The 25,600-nt window shown below is 69.5% G+C and carries 23 protein-coding genes and 1 tRNA gene; 13 read left to right on the forward strand and 11 right to left on the reverse strand.

Features of this window, described 5'->3' with window-relative positions; all coding sequences use genetic code 11:
• Window positions 1–483: a hypothetical protein gene (locus P4826_RS13450; RefSeq protein WP_317700889.1), complete on the forward strand. Its 483-nt coding sequence runs from the start codon at window positions 1–3 to the stop codon at window positions 481–483.
• On the opposite strand, the gene P4826_RS13455 is transcribed toward P4826_RS13450, so the two are convergent.
• From P4826_RS13455 to P4826_RS13490, 8 genes are all read right to left on the reverse strand, one after another.
• Window positions 464–889, reverse strand: coding sequence for a DsrE family protein (locus P4826_RS13455; RefSeq protein ID WP_317700891.1), 426 nt, complete (start codon window positions 887–889; stop codon window positions 464–466). The two genes, P4826_RS13450 and P4826_RS13455, sit on opposite strands and share 20 nt — an antisense overlap.
• 171 nt (window positions 890–1,060) lie before the next feature.
• Window positions 1,061–1,360, reverse strand: coding sequence for a hypothetical protein (locus P4826_RS13460; protein WP_317700892.1), 300 nt, complete (start codon window positions 1,358–1,360; stop codon window positions 1,061–1,063).
• Between the two features lie 99 nt (window positions 1,361–1,459).
• Window positions 1,460–2,431: an FAD:protein FMN transferase gene (locus P4826_RS13465; RefSeq protein ID WP_317700894.1), complete on the reverse strand. Its 972-nt coding sequence runs from the start codon at window positions 2,429–2,431 to the stop codon at window positions 1,460–1,462.
• Window positions 2,412–4,619, reverse strand: coding sequence for a PepSY domain-containing protein (locus P4826_RS13470; protein WP_317700896.1), 2,208 nt, complete (start codon window positions 4,617–4,619; stop codon window positions 2,412–2,414). Before P4826_RS13470 ends, P4826_RS13465 begins: the two co-directional genes overlap by 20 nt.
• 9 nt (window positions 4,620–4,628) lie before the next feature.
• The gene (locus P4826_RS13475; protein ID WP_317700897.1) at window positions 4,629–5,105 is read right to left on the reverse strand and encodes a DUF2271 domain-containing protein; all 477 of its coding nucleotides are present in this window, start codon (window positions 5,103–5,105) and stop codon (window positions 4,629–4,631) included.
• 70 nt (window positions 5,106–5,175) lie between these two features.
• Entirely contained in the window at window positions 5,176–5,571 is a 396-nt protein-coding gene (locus P4826_RS13480; protein WP_317700898.1) for a PepSY domain-containing protein, read from the reverse strand.
• 34 nt (window positions 5,572–5,605) lie between these two features.
• On the reverse strand, window positions 5,606–6,994 hold the full coding sequence (locus tag P4826_RS13485) for a ferredoxin reductase family protein (RefSeq protein ID WP_317700899.1): 1,389 nt from the start codon (window positions 6,992–6,994) through the stop codon (window positions 5,606–5,608).
• A gap of 42 nt (window positions 6,995–7,036) precedes the next feature.
• Complete coding sequence (locus tag P4826_RS13490) at window positions 7,037–7,363, reverse strand: PepSY domain-containing protein (RefSeq protein WP_317700900.1); 327 nt, start codon at window positions 7,361–7,363, stop codon at window positions 7,037–7,039.
• Between the two features lie 136 nt (window positions 7,364–7,499).
• On the opposite strand from P4826_RS13490, the gene P4826_RS13495 reads away from it, so the two are divergent.
• Genes P4826_RS13495 through P4826_RS13505 form a run of 3 tightly spaced genes read left to right on the forward strand, consistent with a single transcriptional unit; the run spans window position 7,500 to window position 9,858 of the window.
• Window positions 7,500–7,820, forward strand: coding sequence for a PepSY domain-containing protein (locus tag P4826_RS13495; protein WP_317700901.1), 321 nt, complete (start codon window positions 7,500–7,502; stop codon window positions 7,818–7,820).
• Window positions 7,821–7,828: 8 nt separating this feature from the next.
• Window positions 7,829–8,503 (forward strand): response regulator, encoded by a 675-nt coding sequence (locus tag P4826_RS13500; protein ID WP_317700902.1) that lies wholly within the window; start codon window positions 7,829–7,831, stop codon window positions 8,501–8,503.
• Entirely contained in the window at window positions 8,500–9,858 is a 1,359-nt protein-coding gene (locus P4826_RS13505; RefSeq protein ID WP_317700903.1) for a sensor histidine kinase, read from the forward strand. Before P4826_RS13500 ends, P4826_RS13505 begins: the two co-directional genes overlap by 4 nt.
• Before the next feature lie 156 nt (window positions 9,859–10,014).
• Here P4826_RS13505 and uvrA read toward each other — a convergent pair whose 3' ends face one another.
• Complete coding sequence (gene uvrA, locus P4826_RS13510) at window positions 10,015–13,062, reverse strand: excinuclease ABC subunit UvrA (RefSeq protein WP_425605172.1); 3,048 nt, start codon at window positions 13,060–13,062, stop codon at window positions 10,015–10,017.
• Between the two features lie 176 nt (window positions 13,063–13,238).
• On the opposite strand from uvrA, the gene P4826_RS13515 reads away from it, so the two are divergent.
• From P4826_RS13515 to P4826_RS13550, 8 genes are all read left to right on the forward strand, one after another.
• A complete protein-coding gene (locus P4826_RS13515; protein WP_317703765.1) occupies window positions 13,239–14,444 on the forward strand; it encodes an MFS transporter in 1,206 nt (401 codons plus the stop codon).
• 146 nt (window positions 14,445–14,590) lie between these two features.
• The gene (gene fdnG, locus P4826_RS13520) at window positions 14,591–17,671 is read left to right on the forward strand and encodes a formate dehydrogenase-N subunit alpha (RefSeq protein ID WP_317700904.1); all 3,081 of its coding nucleotides are present in this window, start codon (window positions 14,591–14,593) and stop codon (window positions 17,669–17,671) included.
• A gap of 2 nt (window positions 17,672–17,673) precedes the next feature.
• A complete protein-coding gene (gene fdxH, locus P4826_RS13525) occupies window positions 17,674–18,585 on the forward strand; it encodes a formate dehydrogenase subunit beta (protein ID WP_317700905.1) in 912 nt (303 codons plus the stop codon).
• The gene (locus P4826_RS13530) at window positions 18,582–19,226 is read left to right on the forward strand and encodes a formate dehydrogenase subunit gamma (protein ID WP_317700906.1); all 645 of its coding nucleotides are present in this window, start codon (window positions 18,582–18,584) and stop codon (window positions 19,224–19,226) included. The genes fdxH and P4826_RS13530 overlap by 4 nt, the downstream gene beginning before the upstream one ends.
• A gap of 92 nt (window positions 19,227–19,318) precedes the next feature.
• The gene (gene fdhE / locus P4826_RS13535) at window positions 19,319–20,314 is read left to right on the forward strand and encodes a formate dehydrogenase accessory protein FdhE (RefSeq protein ID WP_317700907.1); all 996 of its coding nucleotides are present in this window, start codon (window positions 19,319–19,321) and stop codon (window positions 20,312–20,314) included.
• Window positions 20,314–21,783 carry an L-seryl-tRNA(Sec) selenium transferase gene (gene selA / locus P4826_RS13540; protein ID WP_317700908.1) on the forward strand — a complete coding sequence of 490 codons (1,470 nt, stop codon included), beginning with the start codon at window positions 20,314–20,316 and terminating at the stop codon, window positions 21,781–21,783. The genes fdhE and selA overlap by 1 nt, the downstream gene beginning before the upstream one ends.
• A gap of 11 nt (window positions 21,784–21,794) precedes the next feature.
• Window positions 21,795–23,702 (forward strand): selenocysteine-specific translation elongation factor, encoded by a 1,908-nt coding sequence (selB, locus tag P4826_RS13545; protein ID WP_317700909.1) that lies wholly within the window; start codon window positions 21,795–21,797, stop codon window positions 23,700–23,702.
• A 122-nt stretch (window positions 23,703–23,824) separates the two neighbouring features.
• Window positions 23,825–23,920: transfer RNA gene (locus tag P4826_RS13550), tRNA-Sec, on the forward strand.
• Here P4826_RS13550 and P4826_RS13555 read toward each other — a convergent pair.
• Window positions 23,921–24,313, reverse strand: a complete 393-nt coding sequence (locus P4826_RS13555) for a DsrE family protein (RefSeq protein ID WP_317700910.1) — start codon at window positions 24,311–24,313, stop codon at window positions 23,921–23,923.
• Window positions 24,310–24,768, reverse strand: a complete 459-nt coding sequence (locus tag P4826_RS13560) for a glycine cleavage system protein H (RefSeq protein WP_317700911.1) — start codon at window positions 24,766–24,768, stop codon at window positions 24,310–24,312. The genes P4826_RS13555 and P4826_RS13560 overlap by 4 nt, the downstream gene beginning before the upstream one ends.
• Before the next feature lie 188 nt (window positions 24,769–24,956).
• On the opposite strand from P4826_RS13560, the gene ssb reads away from it, so the two are divergent.
• Window positions 24,957–25,511 carry a single-stranded DNA-binding protein gene (ssb, locus tag P4826_RS13565; protein WP_317700912.1) on the forward strand — a complete coding sequence of 185 codons (555 nt, stop codon included), beginning with the start codon at window positions 24,957–24,959 and terminating at the stop codon, window positions 25,509–25,511.
• Window positions 25,512–25,600 lie beyond the last annotated feature (89 nt).

A 25,600-nucleotide genomic window follows, 5' to 3' on the forward strand; every position in this document is an offset into this window, starting at 1 on the left:
ATGACCAAGACCGAACACCCTGCCTATTTCGAACAACAGCATGAGCGGCTGGACGCGCAGCTGCATGCCCATTTGCTGGATGTCGTGGGTGGTGATTTCGCCGGCGCATTGCAGCGCCTGCAGCAGTGGCGGCGCGACCTGGACCGGCATACCGAGATCGAGAACGCCCGCCTGCTGCCCCATGTGCCAGAGGGCGCGCGCTGGGCCGCGCGCGTGTACCTGCTGGAGCATGAGCGCATCGCCCTGCTGGCCGACGAGTACCAGCAGCGCGTGCAGGCCGTCATCAATCACCCGCCGCAGGATGAACAGGCGCGGCGCCGCGCGGTGCTGGTGCTGCTGGACGCGGCCCACGCCCTGCGCCATGTGCTGGAGCACCACAACGAGCGCGAACATATCGCGCTGGCCCAGGAGCTGCCGCTGGAGCTGCAAAAGGCGGCCTGGGCCGACGAGCCAGCGTCCCAGGTCAGAACGCCAGGGTCTTGACGGTGGGTTTAAGCAGGTGAGTAGCCACTTCCGCTGGTTTGGCGGGGCTCACACCCGGCAGCAGATCGCTGGGCTGCTTGCCGGTATTGGGCAGGTAGAGCGCGCAGACCTCCACCTTTGCGCCGGCCTTGATAACGCCTTGCAGCATCTGCTGCGGCGTGACGTTGCGGGGCTTGAGGATTGGTTGTGCCTTGGCGGCGTCGGTGTTGGCCAGGGCGATATCGCCAGCGGCATCGCACAGCAACACCCGCACCGGCGCTTTTTGCTCCAGCGCCTGGCCAGCCAGCACGAGGCCTGCGCCCTGTGCCATGGGGCTGGCGGAGTGGATGGAAACAAACAGTTCTTCGGCATGGATGGCCGTGGCTGCGCAGGCGAGCAACAGGGCAGATGCGATCGACTTTTTCATGGAATGGCTCCTGGGTTGGGGAAGGAAGAGAGTGAGCACTATATATTAGAAATATCTAATAAATATTGCTCGTCTGAAATCAGGGTCATTGCCTTCCATTAATCCAGGGTGCGGGCGTGAGCCGATGAGGCAGGCGATGGCACTCGAGGCGGGCATGCCAGGTGGTGTGCGTCAGTCCTGTGTCTGTGCGCCCGCGACCCAGCGCAGGCCCTTGCCGCGGCTGAGGTAGTAGTCGCCATCGGGGCTGATCACGACAGCGCGATAAGTCGCCGGGTCGGAAAAATAGCGCCAGCCGTGGGCTCTTTCCCCGGGGCCGGCGTTGTGGGCCACGGGGTGCATGCCATGGTCGAAGCCATTGGGGGCCGTTTGCTCGGTGCGCTGCTGGCGCTCATGCCGGTCCTCACGCTCGCCGGCGAGAACGGGTGCGCTGGCCAGCATGGCGATGGCGGCGAGAAGAAGGGTGGTGCGCATGATGATCTCCTTGACCGGTAGTGGCAGTCGGGAGTGACTGTGCTGCCAGTCTGCGCCCCGGGCGCTGAACCGGTGCTGAAGGCGTTGTTCACCGGCCGTTCATGCGCCGCCAAAGCGGCCCAGGCCCAGTTCGACCAGCGCCCCGCCGCGGCGCAGCAGCCATAGCGCCTCCAGGCCGTGCCGCTGCGCAAGCGCCAGGCCTTGCGCGGCGCCGGCGACGAGCAGGGCCGTGGCCCAGGCGTCGGCCAGCATGCAGTTGGCGGCCAGCACGGTCACCGAGGCCACGTCACCCCGTACAGGAGTGCCGCTGCGCGCGTCCATGCTGTGCGCCAGGCGCTGGCCGTTCACGTCAAAGAAGTGCCGGTAGTCACCCGACGTGGCCACGGCCAGATCCTGCAGCGCAAGCACGCCGTGTGCGCGGCGCAGCCCGGTCTGCGGGGATTCGATGGCCACGGCCCAGGGTCTGCCGTCGGCCTGGCCGCCAATGGCGCGCAGCTCGCCGTCGAGCGCGGCCAACGCCTGCGCCACGCCGTGGTGCTGCAGCACCTCGGCCATGCGATCCACGGCGTAGCCCTTGGCGATGCCGCACAGGTCGATCTGCAGCGGCGCCAGCTTGCGTGCGCGGCCCGCGTGCAGATCCAGCTCCAGCGTCTCGTGGGCCGGCCCATGGGCCAGGGCGCGCGCGGCGCGGATGGCGCTGGCGTCCGGTGCGCTGCGTGCGGCACCAAAGCCCCAGGCGTCAACCAGTGCACCTACGCCGATGTCGAAGGCGCCTTGGCTCAATCGCCCGATGTCGAGCGCGCAGGCCAGTATCTGCAGCATTTCGGTGGTCAGCGCGAACCAGGCGCCCACGGGCGCCTGGTTCAGCTGCACCAGGCAGCTGTCCGACCGCCAGGGCGACATCTGCGCGTCCACCCGTTCCACGGTGGCGGCCAGATCGCGTTGCAGCGCTCGCGCATCGATCTGCGGCGCCAGCTCGCAGGTTGCGGACCAGCGCGTGCCCATGGTGGGGCCGTGCAGCACCACGCGGGTCGTCTCCGGTGCCGCACGCTCAGAACAGGTCTTCGGCATAGCGTCCCGTGGCCTTGAGTTCGCGCACGCTCAGGCCCAGCGTGGCGGCGATGGTGTCCAGGACCTCGGTCACGGCGCTGGCCATGGGGCGGCTGCCGCACACGCGCACCATGGCGCCATCGGCCAGCAGCGCGCGCAGGCGCTGCGCGTCGCGGCGCAACGCGTCCTGCACGTAGCCGCCACCGCCGGGCACGCGCGAGAAGGCGGTGTGCACGCTGGCCACGCGCCGTTCGGTAAGCCAGCGCTTGATGTCGGCGCCGAAGTAGTGGTCGTGCGCCGGGTCGCGCGCGCCCAGGTACAGGTGCATGGGCGTGCGCCTGTCGTTGCGCCGTATGAAGCCGGCCAGCGGCGCCACCCCCGTGCCCGCACCGATCAGCAGCACGCTGGGCTGGCGGCCCTGCAGGGCAAAGCCCGGGTTGGGGCGGATGAAGGCCGGCACCTGTGCACCCGGCTGCAGGCCGAGCAAATGCGTGGAGCACAGGCCGCCGGGCCATTGACGCACGCAGATTTCCAGAAAGCCGTCGGCACTGCCCGAGGCCAGCGAGTAGTAGCGCGGCACGCTGCTGCCCGGCGCCAGGATGGCCACCAGGTCGCCCGGAGCAAACGGCGCCAGGCCATGCCCGCGCAGGCGCTCAAACCAGCCCGGCCGGGGCCAGTCAAAGCGCAGAATGGCCGCAGGACGCCCGTCCTGCGCGCCGGGGTAATCCTGGCGCGAGCGTAGCGTGAGTGCCGTGGTCGGAGGCAGCTGCGGCACGTAGTCCAGCACCAGCACCTGACCCAGGGCCTGGGCCAGCGTCTTGCCCCAGCGGGCAAATTCCTGGCCCGACTGCTGGTGTATGCATTCGAGTGGCAGCAGGGTCGGCCAACCGCGTGTGCGCAGCTGTGCGTCCAGAGCCTTTGCGAAGGAGCAAAAGGCCGGGTACTGCCGGTCGCCAAAGCCCAGCACCGTCACCGGCAGCGGGCGCACCGGCTGCGCCGCGATGCGTGCCTGCGCCTGGGCGGCATGTGCCGGCGCCTGCCCGTCGCCATAGGTGGCGGCCAGGATGAACACCTGCTGTGTCGCCGCCGTGGTCTGGAAATTCTCCAGCCCCGTGGTGTGTACGCGCCGGCCCGCCTGCAGCAGTGCGGCATGCAGCGCCTGGGCAAAGCCCCAGGTGCTGCCGCCCTCGCTGGCGACAAAGATCAGCGCATCGGCTTGCGCCAGCGGGCTGTTGTGCGCGATGTGCACCGCGCCGCGGTGCCCCTGCCTCCAGATGAGCAGGCCCGTGGCCCAGAACAGCAGCACGCTGGCGCCCGAGACGCCTAGCACCACAGCCCAGGGCCAGGCGCTCTCGCCCGTGTGCAGCAGCACGGCCCAGTCGTAGAGCCACTGCGCGCCCGTCGCGTCCTGCCAGGCGAGCAGCGCGCCGCTGTGGCGATCCAGCCAGCCCTGGCCGCTGGATGTGGTGACGCGCCAGGTATCGCTGGTATCGGCGGCATCGGGCAGGTTGAGCCTGCGCAGCTGCGACGTGCGCAGCTCCTGTAGCAGGGGAATGCGGCCAGCTGGCAGGTCGGCGGCGCCTGCCCCCGAGCTCACCTCGGGCTCGGGCCCGGCCTCCAGCTGCACCAGGCCCAGCGTGCTCGTGCTCATGGTCAGTGCCGTCACCGAGGTCAACGCCAGGAATGCCAGCAGCACCCGGCCGCTCAGCACATGCAGGCGCTGCGCCAGTGTGCCGCGCACCCGGCCCGTCAACTGGCGCCAGCCACCCATGCGGCGCAGCAGCAGCACGGCGCCCGAGATCGACAGCAGCGCCAGGGCCAGCGCCGCCGCCGCCGCCCCCCAGCGCCCGGCGTCGCCCAGCAGCAGGGCGCGGTGCAGGTTTTTCACCCAGCGCGGCAGCGCCGAGGGCTGGTAGGGGCCCAGCAGCGCGCCGCTGGCGGGATCGACATACAGCGCCTGCGGCTGCTCGCCGTCAAAACCCAAGGCGGCGATACGGCCGGTGGGCAGGTGGCGGATTTCCTCCACGCCGGGCATATGGGCCTGCACGCGCTCGGCCAGCGTGGCCACGGGCAGATCGGGTGCGGCGGCCGGGGCCTGCCAGGCCTGATGCACGGGGTCGATGGCCAGCAGCGCGCCCGACAGGCCGAGCACCAGTGCCAGCGCGCCCAGCGTCAGGCCGAGCCAGCGGTGGATGGTTCTCCAGCCCATGGTGGCTCCTTACTGCAGCTGAAAGCTCAGCGACTGGATGTACTGCTTGCCGGCCTGGGGCTTGCCGGCGTTTTGCGTGCTCAGCGGCACGCGCAGCTCGGACGGACTGTCGCGCATGTTTTCCACGGCGACATCGACGTGGATCTCGTAACCGGCGTCGATCAGCGCGTCGGCCAGGTCGGCCGTTACCTTGAGCGTGCGGCCTGCGCCCACGCTGGCGCCGGTCACGCCGTTCAGGCGCCTGGCATCGCCGGCCGACAGGCGGTTCCAGCTTGCGAGGTGCTTGTAGTACTTGGCCTTGCCACCGGCCACCCACAGCGTGCCGGCGTAGGCCCCCTTGGCGTCCGTCAGATAGATGGCCAGGTAGGCGCCATCGCCGCCGTAGTTTTTCAGCTGAGCGCTGATGGTCACCGGGCGGCTGTGCGCCAGGGTGGGCAGGGCCAGCGCGCAGGCCGCGGCCAGGGTGCCGAGCAGGGGTTTGGACATGGTGTGCTCCTGGGGGCTAGGGTCTGTTACCACTATTTCTGCCATCTGGCGGAAATAGTGGTAACAGACCCTAATCGATCTGACCGCGTGGCGAACCGCCTGGCGTGAAGACTGGGGCCGTGGATCCCTGGGCAGGGGGCGCGCCGTGCTCCTGGGTGCGGCGGCGCGCCTGGTCGCGATGGCCGTCACGGTGCTTGAACTTCAGCACGACCAGGGTCTCGGGGTCGATCTTGGCCTTGAAACGGCGGCCGCTGGCATCCTCTCCGCGCACCTCGTAACAGCCATCGTCGATCTTGATGCGCTGCAGCTGCCAGCCGCGCTGGGCGGCCATCTGGCGCACCGCCTCGCGTGACTGCCAGCGCTGGCTGGGGGCGTCGCAGTCGTCGTCGGCCGCGGCGGACAGGCTGGCTAACGCCAGGCACAGCGTGAGCAGGCCGTGGCGTACAAGGGTGCGGGGGCGCGGCATGGTGCTTCTCCTTGATCTGTGGGGCAGGCGCTGTTCAGCGCATCGCAAACGACTCGCGGTACAGACGCCAGGGCGCGTTGCTGGCGTGGGCGCCAAGCGTGTCGCCCAGGCCCTGCGGGCCGCAGAACCAGATGTCCAGCGGGCCGCCCAGGGCTTCCAGCGTGCGTGGCGTCAGGCGCTGGCCCCGGGCGCCGTCGTGCACCGTGAGCGTGACCGCGGGCTCGGCCTGGGCACACAGGGTTTGCAGGCGCCCCAGCAGCGCGTCGCGCGCCGCGTCGCGGGTGCAGTAGTGCATCTGCACCGGTTGCAGTCTGGCGTCGGCGGTGGCCAGGCCCGGCTGGCGCGCCTCCAGCAGGGCGATGAAGGGTGTCACGCCCACGCCCCCAGCCACCCAGACCTGCTGGCGTGCGCGGCTGCCGCGCCCGTCAAAGCGGCCGTAGGGCCCTTCTATGTCCACGCCCTGGCCGGCCTGAAGGCGCCGGGCCAGGGTGCGGGTGTAGTCGCCCAGGGGCTTGATGACCAGGCGCAGCAGGGCCTCGCCGCGTGCGTTCTCGCCCAGGGCGCCGGGTGCGCTGGCGATGGTGAAGGGGTGGGCGCCCTCGGCGCGGTCAAAGCGAACGAAGGCGAACTGTCCGGGGCAGTGGCCCGGCCAGCTATCGGGCAGGGCGCAGACCACCTCCAGTGGTGCGTCCGGCCCCTGGCCCAACAGCTGCACGCTGTGGATATGCGCGCCGTGGCGCCGGCGCAGCCCTATCCCGCCCGCCAGCGACCACAGCGCGGCGGCGCTGCCCAGGGTCAGCAGGCCGGCGTGCAGCAGGCCCAGCGGCAGCGCCCAGTAGGCCAGCGGCGTGAGCGCCAGGGCGTGGAACACAAAGCCCAGGTAGAGCAGCGGCATGGCGCGGTGCGTCAGGCGCCAGGGCCTGTAGGCCAGCAGGCGCTGCAGCAGGGTCAGGGCAATCAGGACGAGCAGGGCGTAGAAGGCCCATTCGCCCAGATCCTTGGCCAGGTCGCGCGCGTCGGTGAACCAGGGCAGCACGGCGTCGCGCGCCGGCTTGCCTTCGCGGCCCCAGGTGGCCTTGATGAGGCCGCCTCCCTCCTTCACGCCCCAGTGCAGTAGGGCGGTGATGCCCGCGCCCATGCCGGCCCATTTGTGCAGGCGGTACACCTGATCCATGCCGCCCAGCGGTCGCTCGATCAGGGGCAGGCGCAATGCCAGCACCATGATCAGGCCCATCAACCCCATGCACCACAGGCCTGTCAGATAGATGGCGTGCCGGCGCAGCTGCCACCAACCCGTGGCCTCGCCCTGGGCATTGACCAGGGGGTCAATGCCCAGCTGGGCGGGAGCCACGGCCCACCAGGCCAGGGTGATGAGCGCCAGCCACAAGGCCAGGGCGGTCGCGGGGGAGAGGGTACGGCGCATGATGGACTTGCCTGGTTGCGTGAAGGAGAGATGGGGCGTGCGTCAGTCGTGCTGCTTGCGCGTGCGCGTGCGCTCCACGGCGCCGGTCTGGGCGTTGACGTAGAGCTTTACCGGCGCGCCCTGGGCGTTCAGCGCCTTGGCCTCGTAGCGGCCATGCTCGTAGTCGATCTCCAGGATGTCGCGGTAGCCGGCGGCCTCCAGGCGCTCGGCGATGTCGCGGATGGAGAGCTTTTGCGCCGGCGCGCTGGCGGCCGCGGGGCTGGCCGTGGCGGCAGGGGGGCTGGTCTGTGCCTGCGCCAGGCCCAGGCCTATGGCCGAGGCGGCAATCACGGTGGCGATGAGGCAGCGGCGGGTGGTGGTGCTGTGCATGGTGAACTCCTTGAGGTTGAAGACCGCCAGAAACGACATGCTTCGGGCTTGGATTGCATTCTTCAAAACCATCGCTGAACCCAAGCTGAAGGCGCCGTTCATCTGCCATTCATCGGCGCCGCGCTACAACCGTGCCATGCCTGCCCTCACCCGCCTTCTCGCCCTGCTCCTGACGGCCTGCGCGCTGTCGCTGCCCGCCGCCGCCCATGACCATGATGAACACGAGCGCGCGCGCCAGGCGCTGGAGCAGGGCCGGGTGCTGCCGCTGACCAGCGTCATCGCCAAGGTGGAGCGCGAGCACCCGGGTCAGGTCGTCAAGATAGAGTTCGAGGAGGACGACGGCCGCTACATCTACGAAATCCGCCTGCTGCAACGCGACGGCCGCATGGCCAAGCTCAAGGTGGATGCCGTCGATGGCCGGGTGTTGAAGATCAAACGCAAAGAACGCAAGGAATAGGACGCGCCATGCGCATACTGGTGGTCGAGGACGAGCCCACGCTGCAGGCGCAGCTGGTGCAGGCCATTGCCGGCGCCGGCCACACCGTGGAGGCTGCGGCCGACGGGCGCGAGGCGCAGTACCTGGGCGAGGTCGAGGACTTCGACGCCGTGGTGCTGGATCTGGGTCTGCCGCTGCTTGATGGCCTGTCGGTGCTGCGCCACTGGCGCGCGGCCGGTCGCAGGATGCCGGTGCTGATCCTCACCGCGCGCAGCAGCTGGCAGGAGAAGGTGGCCGGCATGGACGCCGGCGCCGACGATTACCTGGCCAAGCCGTTTCATATGGAAGAGCTGCTGGCGCGCCTGCGCGCCCTGCTGCGCCGCCTGGGCGAGCACGCCAGCGCCGAATGGCAGTGCGGCGCCATCAGCCTGGACACGCGCGCCGCGCGCGTGCTCGTCGCCGGCCAGCCGCTGACACTCACCAGCCACGAGTTCAAGCTGCTGGCGCAGCTGATGCAGAGGAAGGGCGAGGTGCTCTCGCGCACCGAACTGGCCGAGCACCTGTACCCGCAGGACAGCGAGCGCGACTCCAACACCATCGAGGTCTTCGTCGGCCGGCTGCGCAAGAAACTGCCCGAGGGCAGCATAGAGACCGTGCGCGGCCTGGGCTACCGGCTGACCGATGGCGACGCCGCCGCGCCATGAAACACTCGCTGCGCCTGCGCCTGCTGGCCGGCATGCTGGTGTGGATGCTGCTGACCATCGCCGCCGCCGGCTGGGGCCTGCGCGCGCTGCTGCAGGGGCATGTCGAGCAGCAGCTGGCGGTGCAGCTGGTGATGGACCTGGATCACCTGAGCGGCAGCATCGACTGGGCGCCCGACGGGCGCCTGGACGTGGAAAACCAGCCCGACGCGCGCCTGGCGCAGCCGCTGTCGGGCCTGTACTGGCAGATCGACCGGCTGGGCGCCCAGCCGCAGGTGGCGCTGGCGCGCTCGCGCTCGCTGTGGGACCAGACTTTGCGCCTGCCCGCCGCCCCCAGCGCCTATCCGGCGCAGGGTCACAGCCTGCTGCGAATGGCGGACGCACGGGGCCGCGCACTGCTGGTCGTGGCGCGCACCGTGCAGCTGCCCGACGAGGGCGCGCCGCCGCTGCGCCTGGCGGTGGCTGCCGACGAGGCCCTGATTGCCGAGCCGATGGCACGCTTTACCCGCCTGTTGCTCATCGCCCTCGGCGCGCTGGCGCTGGCGCTGGCGTTGGCCGTGGTGCTGCAGCTGCAGCTGGCGCTGCGCCCGTTAAGGCTTTTGCGAGAACGCCTGGCGGCCGTGCGCGCCGGGCAGGCTGCGCGGCTGGAGGGGCGCTTTGCCCAGGAGCTTGAACCCCTGGTCGCCGAGTTCAACCATGTGCTGGCCGAGAACGCCGACATGGTGCAGCGCGCCCGCACCCAGGCCGGCAACCTGGCGCATGCCGTGCACACGCCGCTGACCATCCTGGCCAACGCCGCCGACGGCCAGGCCACACCCCTGGCGCGCCTGGTGCAAGAGCAGGTTGCCAGCGCCCGCCGCCAGGTCGATTACCACCTGGCGCGCGCCCGTGCCGCCGCCGCCGTGCGCGCCACCGGACTGGCGACGCCCGTGCTCGAACCCCTGCGAGCGCTCTTGCGCACCATGGCGCGGCTGCACGGCGCGCGCGGCCTGTCCTTTGAGCTGGCCGATGGCGCTCAAGACCTGGCCTTTCGTGGGGAGACGCAAGACCTGTACGAAATGCTCGGCAACCTGATGGACAACGCCGGCAAATGGGCGCGCACGCGTGTCGTGGTCGATGTGCGGCGCGAGGGCAGCCAGCTGTGCTTCACCGTGGACGACGACGGCCCCGGCATTCCCGAGGAGCAGCGCCAGCGCATGTTCGAGCGCGGCGTGCAGCTCGACGAGCGCCGCACCGGCAGCGGCCTGGGCTTGGACATCGTGCGCGCCCTGGCCGACAGCTATGGCGGCAGCGTGCAGGCACTTGCATCGCCGTTGGGCGGCGCACGCCTGGTGCTGCGGCTTCCGGCGGCGGCCTGACCCGGTTGCGCCTGATGCTCCCAGAGGTCCAGCCAAAAGCCAATGGGCAACCTCAGTCTCAGACTCTTTTCTTGCCTCTGGGGGAAGGCTAAGACGGGAGGCAAGCTATTATTTTTATAGCTTTTTGCGCTTGTTGCATAAGCGTTGCGGCCACTTTTAACTCAAATATCGCCGCAGGTAGCGCCCCGTATGGCTGCCCTCCTGGGCAGCCACTTCTTCGGGCATGCCCACGGCCACCACGCTGCCGCCGCCCGCGCCGCCCTCGGGGCCCATGTCTATGAGCCAGTCGGCCGTCTTGATCACGTCCAGGTTGTGCTCGATGACGACGATGGTGTTGCCGGCGTCGCGCAGCTGCAGCAGCACCCTGAGCAGCAGGTCTATGTCGGCAAAGTGCAGGCCGGTGGTGGGCTCGTCCAGGATGTAGAGGGTGCGGCCGGTGTCGCGCCGTGACAGCTCCTGGGCCAGCTTCACGCGCTGGGCCTCGCCACCCGACAGGGTGGTGGCGCTCTGGCCCAGGCGGATGTAGGACAGGCCTACGTCGAGCAGTGTCTGCAGCTTGCGCGCAATCGTCGGCACATCCTTGAAGAAGGCGTAGGCGTCCTCCACCGTCAGCTCCAGGACTTGGGCGATGTTCTTGCCCTTCCACTGCACCTCCAGCGTCTCGCGGTTGTAGCGCTGGCCGTGGCAGATGTCGCAGGGCACGTAGACGTCGGGCAGAAAATGCATTTCCACCTTGACCACGCCGTCACCCTGGCAGGCCTCGCAGCGCCCGCCCCCGGCCGATTGCGAGACGTTGAAGGAGAAACGCCCGGGGCCGTAGCCGCGCTCTTTGGCGGTATTCGTCTCGGCCATCAGCTCGCGGATCGGCGTGAACAACCCCGTGTAGGTGGCCGGGTTGCTGCGCGGCGTGCGGCCTATGGGGCTTTGATCGACGTTGATGACCTTGTCGAAGTATTCCAGCCCTTCGATGGCATCGTGCGGCGCGGCCTCCTCGTGCGCGCGGTGGATCAGGCGCGCGGCGGCGCGGTGCAGCGTGTCGTTGACCAGGGTGCTCTTGCCCGAGCCGGACACGCCCGTCACGCAGGTGAGCAGCCCCACAGGGAATTCGGCGTTCACGCCCTTGAGGTTGTTGCCCGTGGCGCCCAGCACGCGCACGGCCTGCAACTGCCCTTGGGTGGCGCGGTGCTCGGCCAGGCGAGCCCTCTTGCGCTGGCTGGCGGCCGTCTCGGGAAAGCGCGACTTCGGCTTGTTTTCGTCCTCGGGCGCGGCGCCCTGCTGCAGCACCGGCAGCCAGGGCGTGCGCCGCGCGGGCACGGGCAAGGTGCGCGCGCCGCTCAGGTACTGGCCGGTGAGCGAAGCGGGATTCGCGCACAGCTCGGCATAACTGCCCTGGGCCATGACACGCCCGCCGTGCACGCCCGCGCCCGGCCCCATGTCCACGCAGTGGTCGGCGGCGCGGATCATGTCCTCGTCGTGCTCCACCACGATGACGCTGTTGCCCAGGTCGCGCAGGCGCGTGAGGGTGGCGATCAGCCGGTCGTTGTCCCTCTGGTGCAGGCCTATGCTGGGCTCGTCCAGCACATACATCACGCCGGTCAGGCCGGAGCCAATCTGCGAGGCCAGGCGGATGCGCTGGGCCTCGCCGCCGGAGAGCGTCTCGGCGCTGCGCGAGAGGCTGAGGTAGGACAGGCCCACGTCGTTCAAAAACCCCAGGCGCGCGCCTATCTCGCGCACGATCTTGTCGGCGATCTCGGCCTTGGCGCCCGAGAGGCGCAGCGCGCCGAACCAGGCCTGGGCGTCAGCCAGCGTCATGTCGCTCACGGCGTAGATGGCGCGCGCGGCCTCGGCCTCGCCGACCAGCACATGGCGCGCCTCGCGCCTCAATCGCGCGCCGCCGCATTCGGCGCAGGGCTGGGTCTGGCGGTAGCGCGCCAGGTCTTCGCGCACCACGCTGGAGTCCGTCTCGCGCCAGCGCCGCGCCATGTTCGGCAGGATGCCCTCGAAGGGGTGCTTCTTGACGATGGGCTGCCCCTTCTTTGGCCCGCTGTCCAGCAGATAGCTGAAGGCGATGTCCTCTTCGCCCGAGCCGTGCAGCACCACCTGGCGCACCTGCTCGGGCAGCTGCTCGAACGGCGTGTCCACGTCAAAGCCGTAGTGCGCCGCCAGGCTCTCCAGCATGGCGAAGTAGTAGCCGTTACGCCTGTCCCAGCCCTTGATGGCGCCACTGGCCAGGCTGAGTGACGGAAAGGCCACCACGCGCGCCGGGTCGAACAGCTCCTGCTGGCCCAGGCCGTCGCAGGCCGGGCAGGCGCCGCTGGGCGAGTTGAAGGAAAACAGGCGCGGCTCCAGTTCGCTCAAGGAGTAGCTGCACACCGGGCAGGCGAATTTGGCTGAAAACAAATGCTCGCGCCCGCTGTCCATCTCCAGCGCCAGCACGCGGCCGGCCCCTTCGGCCCCGCCTATGCGCAGCACGGCCTCCACGCTCTCGGCCAGGCGCTGCTGTGCGTCCTGGCGCACCTTCAGGCGATCGACCACCACGTCGATGTCGTGCTTCTCGGTTTTCTTCAACTCGGGCAGGTCATCGACCTCGTAAATCCGGCCATCGACGCGAAAGCGCACATAGCCCTGGGCCTGCATCTGCTCGAACAGTTCGACGAATTCGCCCTTTTTCTGCCGCGCCACCGGGGCCAGCAGCATCAACTTGGTGTCCTCGGGCAGCTGCAGCACGGCGTCCACCATCTGGCTGACGGTCTGGGCCGCCAGGGGCAGGCCGTGATCCGGGCAGTGCGGCGTGCCAGCGCGCGCGTAGAGCAGGCGCAGGTAGTCGTGGATCTCGGTCACCGTGCCCACGGTGGAGCGCGGGTTGTGGCTGGTGGCCTTCTGCTCGATGCTGATCGCCGGCGACAGGCCCTCGATCAGATCGACATCGGGCTTGTCCAGCCGTCCGAGAAACTGGCGCGCATAGGCCGAGAGGCTTTCCACATAGCGGCGCTGGCCCTCGGCATAAAGGGTGTCAAACGCCAGGCTGGACTTGCCCGAGCCCGACAGCCCGGTGATGACGACCAGCCGGTTGCGCGGTATGTCCAGGTCGATGTTCTTCAGGTTGTGCGTGCGTGCGCCGCGGATGCTGATGCAGGGCGCGCGCAGCACCTGGGCCAGCGGGCGGCCGTCGGAATCATCGGAGGAGGGTGCAGGGTAGGTCACGATCGGGGCGGCGCTGGGGAACCCGCCATGATAGCCACGCGCACCGCGCCGCCCCCACCCGCGGCACGGCAAAACCACCCTGGGCGAGAATACGGGTTTTGCCTGACCACCGAACACCCGCCGTGTCAGAAACCATCTTGCCTTCCACCTCCGCCCCCGCTGCCCCTGCCACACGCATGACCGGCCCCGAGCGCCGCTCCAGCATGGGGCTGGCGGCCATCTTTGCCATGCGCATGCTGGGCCTGTTCCTGGTGCTGCCGGTGTTCATGCTGGAGGCGCGCAAATACCCCGGCGGCGACGATCCGGCCCTGGTCGGCCTGGCCATGGGCATGTATGGCCTGACCCAGGCCTTCTTCCAGCTGCCTCTGGGCATGGCGTCCGACCGCTTCGGCCGCAAGCGCGTCATCGTCCTGGGCCTGGCGGTATTCGCCGCCGGCAGCCTGGTGGCGGCGCTGGCCGATTCGGTCATGGGCCTGCTCGTGGGCCGGGCGCTGCAGGGCGCGGGCGCGGTGTCGGCCGCCGTCACCGCCCTGCTGGCGGATCAGACGCGCGACGCCGTGCGCACCAAGGCCATGGCCCTGGTGGGCATCAGCATAGGCTTGATGTTCGCCATCGCCCTGGTGCTGGCGCCGCTGCTGACGGCCCATATCGGCCTGTCGGGCCTGTTCACGCTGACCTTTGCCCTGGCCCTGGCCGGCGTGGCGCTGATCGCCTGGGTGGTGCCGCCCGAGACGCGCCACCACGCCGACCTGCCCCAGGGCCGGCTGGCCGATGTCTGGCGCCACGCCGACCTGCGCCGCCTGAACCTGGGCGTGTTCGCGCTGCACAGCATACAAATGGCCATGTGGGTGGCCGTGCCCGCCCTGCTGGTGCAGGCCGGGTTGCCGAAGGATTTGCACTGGCATGTCTACCTGCCGGCGCTGGTGCTGTCGGTCGTGGCCATGGGCGGGCTGTTCTCCATGGAGCGGCGCGGGCGCCTGCGTGCGGCCCTGCTGCTGTCGATTGGCCTGATTGCCCTGGTGCAGGCGGCCCTGGGCGGCCTGGTGGCCGGCGGCGTGGCACCCGGGGTGATGCTGCTGGGCGGCCTGCTGTTCGTGTTCTTCTGCGGCTTCAACATGCTGGAGGCCACGCAGCCCAGCCTGGTCTCGCGCATGGCGCCGGCCAATCTGCGCGGCGCGGCCCTGGGCGCGTACAACACGCTGCAGTCCCTGGGCCTGTTTGCCGGCGGCGCCCTGGGCGGCGCCCTGGCCAAATGGGCCGGTACGGGTGGGCTGTTTGCCGCCACGGCGTTGCTGGCCCTGGCCTGGCTGGTCATCACCTGGCCCCTGCAGCCGGTGGGACGGGCCGGCGCGGGCGATGCCCATTTGCGGCCCTCCACCTGACGGCCGGGAGCCAGCCGCCGCACGCGACCCTTAAGGGTTAACGTGGTTCCGGCGCAACATTCGGCTTGCCCACACTGAATCAGCCCCCTGCCGCCGGGGCAGCGCGCCATCCCCACCAGGGTGCTCAACCATTCAGGAGACAAGTCATGGACATGCACCGCAGACAGTTCTTCCGCGTCAGCGCGGCGGGGCTGGTCGGGTCGAGTCTTGTGGCCATGGGGTTCTCACCCGCCGCCGCACTCGCCGAGACCCGGGCCTTCAAGCTCGCCAGCGCCACCGTCACGCGCAGCATCTGTCCCTACTGCTCGGTCAGCTGCGGCATGCTGATCTACAAGCTGGGCGATGGGGCGAAAAACGCCAAGAACCATGTGATCCACGTCGAGGGCGATCCGGACAACCCGGTCAGCCGTGGCTCGCTGTGCCCCAAGGGCGCGGGCGTGATGGACATGATCAACTCCCCCGGCCGCGTCAAGTACCCATCGGTGCGCGAAGCGGGCAGCAAGGAGTGGAAGCGCATCAGCTGGGACGAGGCCCTGACGCGCGTGGCCAAGCACATGAAGGCCGATCGCGACGCCAACTTCCAGACCAAGAACGATGCCGGCACCACGGTGAACCGCTGGACGACCACCGGTTTCCTGATGTGCAGCTCGTCCTCCAATGAATCGAGTTACCTCACCGTCAAGGTCGCGCGCGGCCTGGGGATGGTAGGGATAGATACACAAGCACGCGTCTGACACGCACCGACGGTGTCCAGTCTGGGCCCGACTTTCGGTCGCGGAGCGATGACCAATTCATGGACCGACATTAAAAATGCCGATCTGATCATAGTGATGGGCGGCAACGCTGCCGAAGCGCACCCCGTGGGCTTCAAGTGGGTGGTCGAGGCCATGCAAAAGCGCAAGGCCAGGCTGATCTCGGTCGATCCGCGCTTCAACCGCACGTCGGCGCTGGCCGACCTGTACGCGCCGATCAGAAACGGCACCGACATCGCCTTCCTCGGCGGCGTCATCAACTGGCTGCTCAGCAACGACAAGATCCACCACGACTACGTCAAGTTCAACACCGACGCCACCTTCCTGACCAAGCCCGGCTTTGACCTGAAGGACGGCATTTTCAGCGGCTACGACGCGGCCAAGCGCAAGTACGACAAGTCCACCTGGGGCTACCAGATGGGCGAAGACGGTTTTGTCAAGGTCGATGAGACACTGCAGGATCCGCTGTGCGTCTACCAGCAGCTGAAAAAGCACTACAGCCGCTACACGCCCGAGATGGTCAGCAAGATCTGCGGCACGCCGCAGGACAAGTTCCTGAAGATCTGCGAGATGCTCGGCGAGATGTCGGCGGCCGACAAGACCAGCACCATCTGCTACGCCCTGGGCTGGACGCAGCACACCGTGGGCAGCCAGAACATCCGCACCATGGCGATGATCCAGCTGCTGCTGGGCAACATGGGGCGCCCGGGCGGCGGCGTGAACGCGCTGCGCGGCCACTCCAACGTGCAGGGCGTGACCGACATGAACGCCTACGCCGAGGTGTTCTCGGGCTACCTGAGCGCGCCCACCGACAACGATGACACGTACGAAAAGTACCTGAAGCGCTGCACGCCCAAGCCCATGCGGCCCAACCAGTTCAACTACTGGAGCAACTTCCCCAGGTTCTTCAACAGCCTGATGAAGTCGTACTACGGCAAGGCGGCCACGCCGGAGAGCAACTTCTGCTACGACTGGGTGCCCAAGCTGGCCGGCGGCTTCGACGTGCTGCACATGTTCGAGCTGATGCACCAGGGCAAGATGAACGGTTTTCTGGCGCAGGGATTCAACCCGCTGGCCACGGTGCCGAACAAGAACAAGCTCTCGGCGGCGCTGTCCAAGCTGAAGTACCTGGTGATCATCGACCCGCTGGAGTCGGAGACGGGCGACTTCTGGCAGAACTACGGCGAGTTCAACGACGTCAAGCCCGAGGCCATACAGACCGAGGTCTTCCGCCTGCCCAGCACCTGCTTTGCCGAGGAAGAGGGCAGTCTGACCAACTCCAGCCGCGTGGCGATCTGGAAGGAGCGTGCGGTCGATCCCCCGGGCGAGGCCAAGACCGACTCGGAAATCATGGCGCTGCTGTTCATGAAGCTGCGCGCCATGTACGCCAAGGACGGAGGCGCCTTCCCCGACGCGGTTCTGAACCTGGCGTGGGACTACGCCCAGCCGCTGGAGCCCTCGGCCAGCGAGCTGCTGCGCGAGATCAACGGCAAGGCCCTGGCCGACGTGCTGGCGCCCGCCGACCCGGCCAACCCGGGCGCGCCGCGCGCGGTGCTGGTCAAGGCCGGGCAGCAGGTGCCGGGCTTTGCCATGCTGCGCGACGATGGCTCCACCGCCTGCGGCAACTGGCTCTACTCGGGCTGCTGGAGCGAGGCGGGCAACCTGACCGCGCGCCGCGGCCTGGACGACCCCTCGGGCCTGGGCGTGTTCCAGCATTTCGGCTTCGCCTGGCCGGCCAACCGCCGCATCCTTTACAACCGCGCCAGCGCGGACAAGGACGGCAAGCCCTGGGCGCCGAACAAGAAGTACGAGTACTGGAACGGCAAGGCCTGGACCGGCCCAGACGTGCCCGACATGCGGCCCAATGCGGCGCCCGAAGAGAACGTGGGCTCCTTCATCATGAACCCCGAGGGCGTGGCGCGACTGCACGCCATCGGCATGGCCGAAGGTCCCTTCCCCGAGCATTACGAGCCGTTCGAGACGCCGATTGGCGTCAACCCCCTGCACCCGGACAACCCCCTGGCCATCAGCAACCCCGCGGCCCGGGTGTTCAAGGGCGACCTGGAGGCCTTTGGCAAGAAGGAGGAATTCCCGTATTCGGCCACCACCTACCGCCTGACCGAGCATTTCCACACCTGGACTAAGCATGCGCGGCTCAACGCCATCACGCAGCCCGAGGCCTTCGTGGAGATCAGCGAGGAGCTGGCCAAGGAGAAGGGGCTCAAGCACGGCGACCGGGTCAAGGTGAGCAGCAACCGTGGCCACATCATCACCAAGGCGGTGGTCACCAAGCGCATCAAACCGTTCGCGGTCAACGGCCAGCAGGTGCATCTGGTGGGCATTCCGTTCCACTGGGGCTTCAAGGGCCAGACCAAGAACGGCTACATCGCCAATACCCTGACCCCCTTCGTCGGCGACGCCAACTCGCAGACGCCGGAGTCCAAGGCCTTTCTCGTCAACATTGAAAAGGTGTAGCCATGTCGAGTCTGCAATCACAAGACGTGGTCGCCCGCTCGGCCACGACGACACCCCCACCACAGGCACGCGCCCATGTGCCCGAGGTCGCCAAGCTCATCGACGTCTCCAAGTGCATAGGCTGCAAGGCCTGCCAGGTGGCGTGCATGGAGTGGAACGACCTGCGCGACGAGGTCGGCAGCAACATCGGCGTCTACGACAACCCCAGCGACCTCACGCCCCAGTCCTGGACGGTGATGCGCTTCTTCGAGGTCGAGCCCGAGAAGGACAAGCTCGAATGGCTGATCCGCAAGGACGGCTGCATGCACTGCGAAGACCCGGGCTGCCTGAAGGCCTGCCCCGCGCCCGGCGCCATCGTCAAGTACGCCAACGGCATCGTGGACTTCATCAGCGAGCATTGCATTGGCTGCGGCTACTGCATCAAGGGCTGCCCGTTCAACGTGCCGCGCATCAGCCAGCAGGACAACAAAGCCTACAAGTGCACCCTGTGCTCGGACCGCGTGGGCGTGGGCCTGGAGCCGGCCTGCGTGAAGACCTGCCCCACGGGCGCCATCACCTTCGGCACCAAAGAGGACATGGTGGCCAGCGGCCAGGAGCGCGCCGCCGAGCTCAAGGAGCGCGGCTGGAGCCAGGCCGGGCTGTACAACCCGGCCGGCGTGGGCGGCACGCATGTCATGTATGTGCTCAAGCATGCCGACAAGCCCGAGCTGACGCAGCTGCCCAAGGATCCCAGCATCAGCCCCTGGGTGTCGGTCTGGAAGGGCTGGACCAAGCCGGCGGCGCTGGCCGTGATGGCCGGCGCGGCCTTCACCGGCTGGTTCCACTACCTGCGCAAGGGCCCGATGGAAGTACCCGAGGAGGACGAGGAGTATGCCGACTCCCCTGACTCCAGGACGCAAGGAGAGCAGTCATGAAAAAGCTCCAGCTGCAACGCTACAACGCCGGCCAGCGCTCCAACCACTGGGCGACGGTGACCTGCTTCGTGCTGGCCGCCGTATCCGGCTTCGCGCTGTTTCACCCGGCGCTGTTCTGGCTCACGGCGCTGGTCGGCGGGCCACAGTGGGCGCGCATTCTGCACCCCTATCTGGGCCTGGCCATGTTTGTGCTGTTCCTGGGCATGTTCTTCATGTTCGTGGGCGCCAACCTGTGGCGCGATGAAGACTCGGCCTGGCTGGAGTCCGCCGGCAAGATGGTCTCCGAAGGCAACCAGGCGGTGATGCCGCCGGTGGGCAAGTACAACGGCGGGCAAAAGCTGATCTTCTGGGTGTTCACGCTCTGTCTGCTGGTGCTGCTGGCCAGCGGCCTGCTGTTCTGGCAGGCCTGGTTTGCCTCCAGCGTGCCGATCTGGCTGCAGCGCATCGCCGTGCTGGCGCACGCCGTGTCGGCCTTCGTGCTGATACTGGCCGTGATCGTGCATGCCTACGCGGCCCTGTGGGTCAAGGGCACGCTGGGTGCCATGGTGCGCGGCCGCGTCAGCGTGGGCTGGGCCAAGCACCACCACCCGCTGTGGTACCGCGAGCAGGTGCAGCAGCAAACGCCCAAGGCGCACAAGTAGGCGTATTCCCCCATCGTGGGCCCGCCCCGGGCTGCTGCGCAGTGGTGCACACTGCCAGCAGCCTTTTTTCTGACCCTGATCCTGTTGCAGCCTTGAACTCCAGCCCCACCCATCGCCAGATCAACAGCCCCGAGGACATAAAACAGCGCTCGGGCCTGGAAGTCCCCCCGCTGCTGCTGCCCGACCCCGGCAAGCTGTTTGCCGAGCGCGCCCTGCGCCTGCGCCAGCTGGCCGCCGGCCACGCCATGCGCGACTACCTGATGCTCATGGCCGTGGTCTGCGAGGCCCAGCACGCGCGCCTGCAGCAGTACCCGGAGGTAACCCTGCCCGATGCCGCGCAGGCCGCCGCCGCCGGCGAGTCCGGCGAGCCCCTGCTGGCCGCCGAGCACTGGCCGCGCGCCGCGCAGTGGCGCACCGAGCTGCGCGCCCTGCTGCAGCAGGTGCTGGACAAGCTGCCCGCCGACAGCCCGGCGCGCGTCGGCGTGCAGGCCGTCATGGCCCTGCCCGACGCGGCGCTGGAGCAGCAGGCCGATCGCCTGCTCGCCGGCATCACGCTGGGGCTGGATCTGGCCGCCGCGCCGCTCGTCGCCGCCGGCCTGCAGCTGTACTTCACGCACCTGGTGGCCGCCACCGGGGCCGCCCGGCCCCAGGCCTTCCAGGTGCCGCCGGACGCCACCCGCTGCCCCTGCTGCGCCAGCCTGGCGACGGCCAGCATCACGCGCGTGGGCGGCCAGCAGGACGGCCAGCGCTACCTGCACTGCGCGCTGTGCAGCGCCCAGTGGCACATGAACCGCATCCAGTGCACGCATTGCCTGGCCACGCAGGGCATTCACTACCAGTCGCTGCAGGCGCTGGCCGATGACAAGCCATCGGCCCAGCGCGCCGCCGTCGAGGCCGAGACCTGCGATGGCTGCCACCACTACCTCAAGACCCTGCATGTGGCGCGCGACCTGCATGTGGAGCCGCTGGCCGATGACCTGGCCACGCTGACGCTGGATCTGCTGGTGTCCGAGGCCGGCTTCGAGCGCCACGGCGTCAACCTCCTGCTGCTCTTTGGCGACGGCGACGCGCAGGCCGGGGGCGACTGATGAAACTGCCCGAAGAATCCGTGGTTCACGGTTCCCCGGCCCCCGCCAGCCCCCCACCCGCCGCACAACCACAGAACCTGCCCGCGCTCGACAGGCTGCTGCGCCTGCCCGCCTGCGCGGCGCTGCTCGATGCCCATGGCCACACCCTGGTCGCCAACGAGGCGCGCGCGCTGCTGGCCACCCTGCGCGCGCAGGCCCTGGCCGGCGACCTGGCACTCGGCCAGATCGGCGCCGACGCCCTGGCCGGCGCCCTGGCCGAGCGCCTGCAGCGGCGCCTGCAGCCGGCGATGCGCGCCGTGCTCAACCTCACCGGCACGGTGATCCACACCAACCTGGGGCGCGCCCTGCTGCCGCAGGCGGCGCTGGCGCATATCCAGGCCATGATGGCCAGCCCGAACAACCTGGAGTACGACCTGGCCAGCGGCAGCCGTGGCGACCGCGACAGCATCGTCGAGGGCCTGCTGTGCGAGCTGACCGGCGCCGAGGCCGCCACCGTGGTCAACAACAACGCCGCCGCCGTGCTGCTCACGCTGGCGGCCCTGGCGCCGGGCAAGGAGGTCATCGTCTCGCGTGGCGAACTGGTGGAAATTGGCGGCGCCTTTCGCATGCCCGATGTGATGGCCAGCGCCGGCGCCCGGCTGGTCGAGGTGGGCACCACCAATCGCACGCACGCACAGGACTACGAGCGCGCCATCGGCGAGCACACCGCGCTGCTGATGAAGGTGCACACCAGCAACTACGCCGTGCAGGGCTTCACCAGTGCCGTGGACGAGGCACGGCTGGCGCCCATCGCCCACGCCCGCGGCCTGCCCCTGGCCACCGACCTGGGCAGCGGTGCGCTGATCGACATGAGCGCCTACGGCCTGCCGCCCGAGCCCACGCCGCAGCAGATGCTGGCCGCCGGCTGTGACCTTGTCACCTTCAGCGGCGACAAGCTGCTGGGCGGCCCGCAGGCCGGGCTGATCGTCGGGCGCAAGGACTTGCTCACGCGCATCCGCAAGCACCCCATGAAGCGCGCGCTGCGCATGAGCAAGCTGCCCCTGGCCGCGCTGGAGGCCACGCTGCGCCTGTACCTGCGCCCCGAGCGCCTGGCGCAGGACCTGCCCACGCTGCGCCTGCTCACGCGCCCGCTGGCCGACATAACGGCCACGGCGCAAGCCGTGCTGCCCGCGCTGCAGGCCGCCCTGGCGCCGCGCTACCAGGTGCAGCCGGTGGCGTTGCAGGGCCAGATCGGCTCCGGCTCGCTGCCCGTGGAGCGCCTGGCGTCCAGCGGCCTGGCGATCGCCCCCGTTGACGCCAAGGGCGTGGGCCGGGCCCTGGCGCAGCTGGCCGAGGCGCTGCGCGCTCTGCCGCTGCCCGTCATAGGCCGGGTGCAGGACGACCGCCTGCTGCTGGACATGCGCTGCCTGGAAGACGCCCAAGTATTCATAGGTCAAATTGGCCTTTTGCGCTTATCTGACAAGCGCTGACAGCTATCAAAATGATTGTAGGCACCGCAGGCCATATCGACCACGGCAAGACCACGCTGGTGCGCGCCCTCACCGGCGTGGACACCGACCGCCTGCCCGAGGAGAAAAAGCGCGGCATCAGCATAGAGCTGGGCTACGCCTACCTGGACACGCCCGCGGGCGGGCGCATCGGCTTCATCGACGTGCCCGGCCACGAACGCCTGGTGCACACCATGGTCGCCGGCGCCAGCGGCATCGATTACGCGCTGCTGCTGGTGGCCGCCGATGACGGCCCCATGCCGCAGACCCACGAGCACCTGGCCGTGCTGTCGCTGCTGGGCATAGCGCGCGGCGCCGTGGTCATCACCAAGACCGACCGCGCCAGCCCGGACCGGCTGCAGGCCCTGCACGCCGAGATGGCGCGGCTGCTGCAGGGCACATCGCTGGCCAGCGCACCCGTTGTCAACGTATCGGCGCAGACCGGCAGCGGCATTGCGCCGTTGCGCCAGCTGCTGTTCGACGCCGCCCAGGGGCAGCCACAGGCAGCGGCGGCCGGCGCCGCGCAGGGCCTGCGCCTGGCCATAGACCGCGCCTTCACACTGGATGGCACGGGAACGGTGGTCACCGGCACCATCCACGCCGGCAGCGTGCGTGTGGGCGACGAGCTGGCCATCAGCACCAGCGGCGGCGGCGCGCCACTGCGCGCGCGCGTGCGCACCCTGCACGCGCAAAACCAGGGCGTGCAGCAGGCCCATGCCGGCCAGCGCTGCGCCGTGGCCCTGGCCGGCCTGGCGCGCGAGGCCGTGGCGCGCGGCCAGTGGCTGACCACGCCCGCCGTGGCCCAGGCCAGCACGCGCCTGGACATGCTGCTCACGCTCTGGCCGGGCGAGGCCCGGGCCCTGCGCTCGGGCGCCCAGGTGCAGGCGCATATCGGCGCGGCGCACTGCAATGCCACCGTCGCGCTGCTCGACGCCGCCCAGCTCGCCCCTGGCGCCACGGCCCTGGCGCAGCTGGTGCTGCAGGCGCCCCTGGGCGCCTGGCATGGCGAGCGCGTGCTGCTGCGCGATGCATCCGCCAGCCGCACCATCGCCGGCGCCCGGGTGCTGGACCCACAGGCCCCCACGCGCTACCGGCGCACGCCGCAGCGCCTGGCCGAGCTGGCGGCGCTGCAGCAACCAGGCGTGCCAGAGCGGCTGGCGGCCTTGTTGGCCGTGGCCCCGCAGGGCGTGGATCTGGCGCGCTTTGCCGCCGCCCAGGGGCTGCTGCTGGCGCCCGCGCTACCAGAGGGCACGCTGGCCCACGACGGCTGGGCCCTGGGCGCGGCCCAGGCCGAGGCCCTGGCCAGCGCCGCGCTGGCCGTGCTGCAGGGCTTTCACGAACGCCACCCCGACGAGCTCGGGCCCGACAGCGCGCGCTGGCGCCGCCTGGCCGCGCCGCGCCTGGCGCCCGCGCTGTGGCAGGCGCTGCTGGCGCGGCTGGCCGCTGCCGGCCAGGTGGTGCTGCGCGGCGCGGTGGCGCATCTGCCCAGCCACGGCGCGCAGCTGTCGGCCACCGAGGAGCGCATCGCGCAAAAGGTCGCGCCCGCGCTGGCCAGCGCCTGCTTCGAGGGTGCCTGGGCGCGCGACCTGGCGCGCGATGCCGGCGAGCCCGAGCCCCTGGTGCGCACCACGCTGTCGCGCCTGGCGCGCCGCGGCGAGCTGCACCAGGTGGTCAAGGACCTGTTCTACCCGCTGCCCGCCATGGCGCAACTGGCAGCCCTGGCGCGCCAGGTGGGCCAGGCGCACCACGGCGTGGTATTGGCGGCACGGTTTCGCGACATGACGGGCCTGGGGCGCAAGCGGGCGATACAAATTCTGGAATACTTCGACCGCATCGGCTTCACGCGCCGCGTCGCGGACATGCACCGGCTGCGCGGCGACTGCGCTTTGTTCGAAGTTTGAACTCGTAGGAGCGGCTTCAGCCGCGAATGGCGCCGTTCGCGGCTGAAGCCGCTCCCACGGCCGGTGCACGCTTCAAAGGGCCTAGATGAATATTGACCTGATTGGGGCGGAGCAATGACAACGGAAGGGCAACCACCCTGGTGGGTGGGCCGGGCTTCAAACCCGGTGGGTGGCGCCAAGCGCCGCCGGGTGGGTTCGACTCCCATGCCTTTCCGCCATCAAAAAACCAGGGCGCGCCAGCGCAGATCCATGGCCCGCGCCATGAACTGCACCGCACCGCCGCGCTCGCAGCCCGGCATCAGGTCTGGCGCGGCCAGGCCCTGGGCCGCCAGCGCGTCGGAGCAGGCAAACAGCCGCGCCCCCAGCTCCACCGCCTCGCCCAGGTTGTCGACAATCGTCTTCTCCACCCGGCTGCTGGCGCGCAGGCCGGCCGCCACCGCCGGCACCAGCAGGCGCACGCTGGCGGCGCTGAAGTAGATCTCCACCGGCATGTCCATGGCCGCCGCCGCCGCCGCGTGAAAGAACGGCGTCGCCAGCCGCTCGGGGCAGCCAGGGTCGGCCGACCACAGCAGGATGGCGATGCCGGCCGCATCGTGCTCGGTAAAGCTCATGGCGCCGCCCCGGCGCCGCCCGCTGCCAGCTCATGGCCGTAGGCACGGGCATGCGCGGCCATGGCAGGGCCGACCGCGTCGCCATGCACCAGCGCGCCCAGGTCGGCGGCCCAGTCGGTCAGCGCCAGTTGCGCGATCCAGCCCGCGCCATAGGGGTCGGTATGCACCAAGCCGGGGCGCTGCTCCAGGGCTGGGTTGATGGCGACGATGCTGCCCGACACCGGGGTCTTCACCGCGACGATGGACTTGGCCAGCTCCACCACCGCCAGCGTCGCCCCCTGCGCCAGGGCCGTGCCCAGGCGCTTGGGGCGGCACATGTAGATCTCGCCCGACAGGGCAATGCCCAGTGCCGTGATGCCCACCGTGGCCAGGCCGTCGCCGTCCAGCCGCGCCCAGACCTGGTGCTCCAGCAGGTAATGCAGATCGGGCGGAAATTGCAGTTGCAAGGCGGTCATGGCAGGGGTGATGGCGGTGGGGCGAGAGGCATGATAGCCACGGTGCGCAATTGCCGATATGCGGGCATCACCAACCGCGCCGCTGTGCGCTATGCTGCGCACCTGCGGCCTCGGAGGAGGCCGCGCATTCAAGCTCATCTGGCCCGGAATCCTCCCCCCTGCCGTCCGGGCTACCGCAAAGGAATTCCATGGCATCCGTGAACAAAGTCATCATCGTCGGCAACCTGGGGCGCGACCCCGAGATGCGCACCTTCCCCAGCGGCGACCAGGTCGCCAACGTGCGCATCGCCACCACCGATCGCTGGCGCGACAAGAACACCGGCGAGAACAAGGAAGCCACCGAGTGGCACAGCGTGGTCTTCAACGGCCGCCTGGCCGAGATCGTCGGCCAGTACCTGAGGAAGGGCAGCCAGGTCTATGTGGAAGGCAGCCTGCGCACGCGCAAGTGGACCGACCAGAGCGGCCAGGAGCGCTACACCACCGAAATCCGCGCCGACACCATGCAAATGCTGGGTAGCCGCCAAGGCATGGGCGGCGGCCAGGGCGGCGGCGCCGGTGGCTATGACGACGGTGGCTACGGCGACGCCGGCGGCGGCTACGAGGCCCCGCGCCGCGCCGCGCCCCCGCAGCAACGCCCCGCGGCTGCCCCCGCAGCCCGCCCGGCCCCGGCGCCCGCCCCCGTGGCCCAGGCCCCGCGCGCGGCCTCGGGCTTTGACGACATGGACGACGACATCCCGTTCTGATACCCGTCAGCTGCCAATAAGCACGGGCGCCTCGGGCGCTCGTTGCTATTTTATTGGTAGCTTCTTGCGCTTATTCAGCGGGCGTTGCA

Source organism: Diaphorobacter limosus (assembly GCF_033100095.1).
In the GTDB taxonomy this organism is placed as follows: domain Bacteria; phylum Pseudomonadota; class Gammaproteobacteria; order Burkholderiales; family Burkholderiaceae_C; genus Alicycliphilus; species Alicycliphilus limosus.

Coding starts and splice junctions, on each gene's coding strand:
- P4826_RS13555 (WP_317700910.1), bottom strand. CDS start 24,313: ATGAGCTTTACCGAGCACGATGCGGCCGGCATCGCCATCCTGCTGTGG.
- P4826_RS13455 (WP_317700891.1), bottom strand. CDS start 889: ATGAAAAAGTCGATCGCATCTGCCCTGTTGCTCGCCTGCGCAGCCACG.
- P4826_RS13475 (WP_317700897.1), bottom strand. CDS start 5,105: ATGTCCAAACCCCTGCTCGGCACCCTGGCCGCGGCCTGCGCGCTGGCC.
- P4826_RS13515 (WP_317703765.1), top strand. CDS start 13,239: ATGACCGGCCCCGAGCGCCGCTCCAGCATGGGGCTGGCGGCCATCTTT.
- P4826_RS13450 (WP_317700889.1), top strand. CDS start 1: ATGACCAAGACCGAACACCCTGCCTATTTCGAACAACAGCATGAGCGG.
- selB (WP_317700909.1), top strand. CDS start 21,795: ATGATTGTAGGCACCGCAGGCCATATCGACCACGGCAAGACCACGCTG.
- P4826_RS13560 (WP_317700911.1), bottom strand. CDS start 24,768: ATGACCGCCTTGCAACTGCAATTTCCGCCCGATCTGCATTACCTGCTG.
- P4826_RS13500 (WP_317700902.1), top strand. CDS start 7,829: ATGCGCATACTGGTGGTCGAGGACGAGCCCACGCTGCAGGCGCAGCTG.
- P4826_RS13485 (WP_317700899.1), bottom strand. CDS start 6,994: ATGCGCCGTACCCTCTCCCCCGCGACCGCCCTGGCCTTGTGGCTGGCG.
- P4826_RS13505 (WP_317700903.1), top strand. CDS start 8,500: ATGAAACACTCGCTGCGCCTGCGCCTGCTGGCCGGCATGCTGGTGTGG.
- P4826_RS13465 (WP_317700894.1), bottom strand. CDS start 2,431: ATGCCGAAGACCTGTTCTGAGCGTGCGGCACCGGAGACGACCCGCGTG.
- fdxH (WP_317700905.1), top strand. CDS start 17,674: ATGTCGAGTCTGCAATCACAAGACGTGGTCGCCCGCTCGGCCACGACG.
- P4826_RS13530 (WP_317700906.1), top strand. CDS start 18,582: ATGAAAAAGCTCCAGCTGCAACGCTACAACGCCGGCCAGCGCTCCAAC.
- P4826_RS13460 (WP_317700892.1), bottom strand. CDS start 1,360: ATGCGCACCACCCTTCTTCTCGCCGCCATCGCCATGCTGGCCAGCGCA.
- selA (WP_317700908.1), top strand. CDS start 20,314: ATGAAACTGCCCGAAGAATCCGTGGTTCACGGTTCCCCGGCCCCCGCC.
- P4826_RS13490 (WP_317700900.1), bottom strand. CDS start 7,363: ATGCACAGCACCACCACCCGCCGCTGCCTCATCGCCACCGTGATTGCC.
- ssb (WP_317700912.1), top strand. CDS start 24,957: ATGGCATCCGTGAACAAAGTCATCATCGTCGGCAACCTGGGGCGCGAC.
- P4826_RS13495 (WP_317700901.1), top strand. CDS start 7,500: ATGCCTGCCCTCACCCGCCTTCTCGCCCTGCTCCTGACGGCCTGCGCG.
- P4826_RS13480 (WP_317700898.1), bottom strand. CDS start 5,571: ATGCCGCGCCCCCGCACCCTTGTACGCCACGGCCTGCTCACGCTGTGC.
- P4826_RS13470 (WP_317700896.1), bottom strand. CDS start 4,619: ATGGGCTGGAGAACCATCCACCGCTGGCTCGGCCTGACGCTGGGCGCG.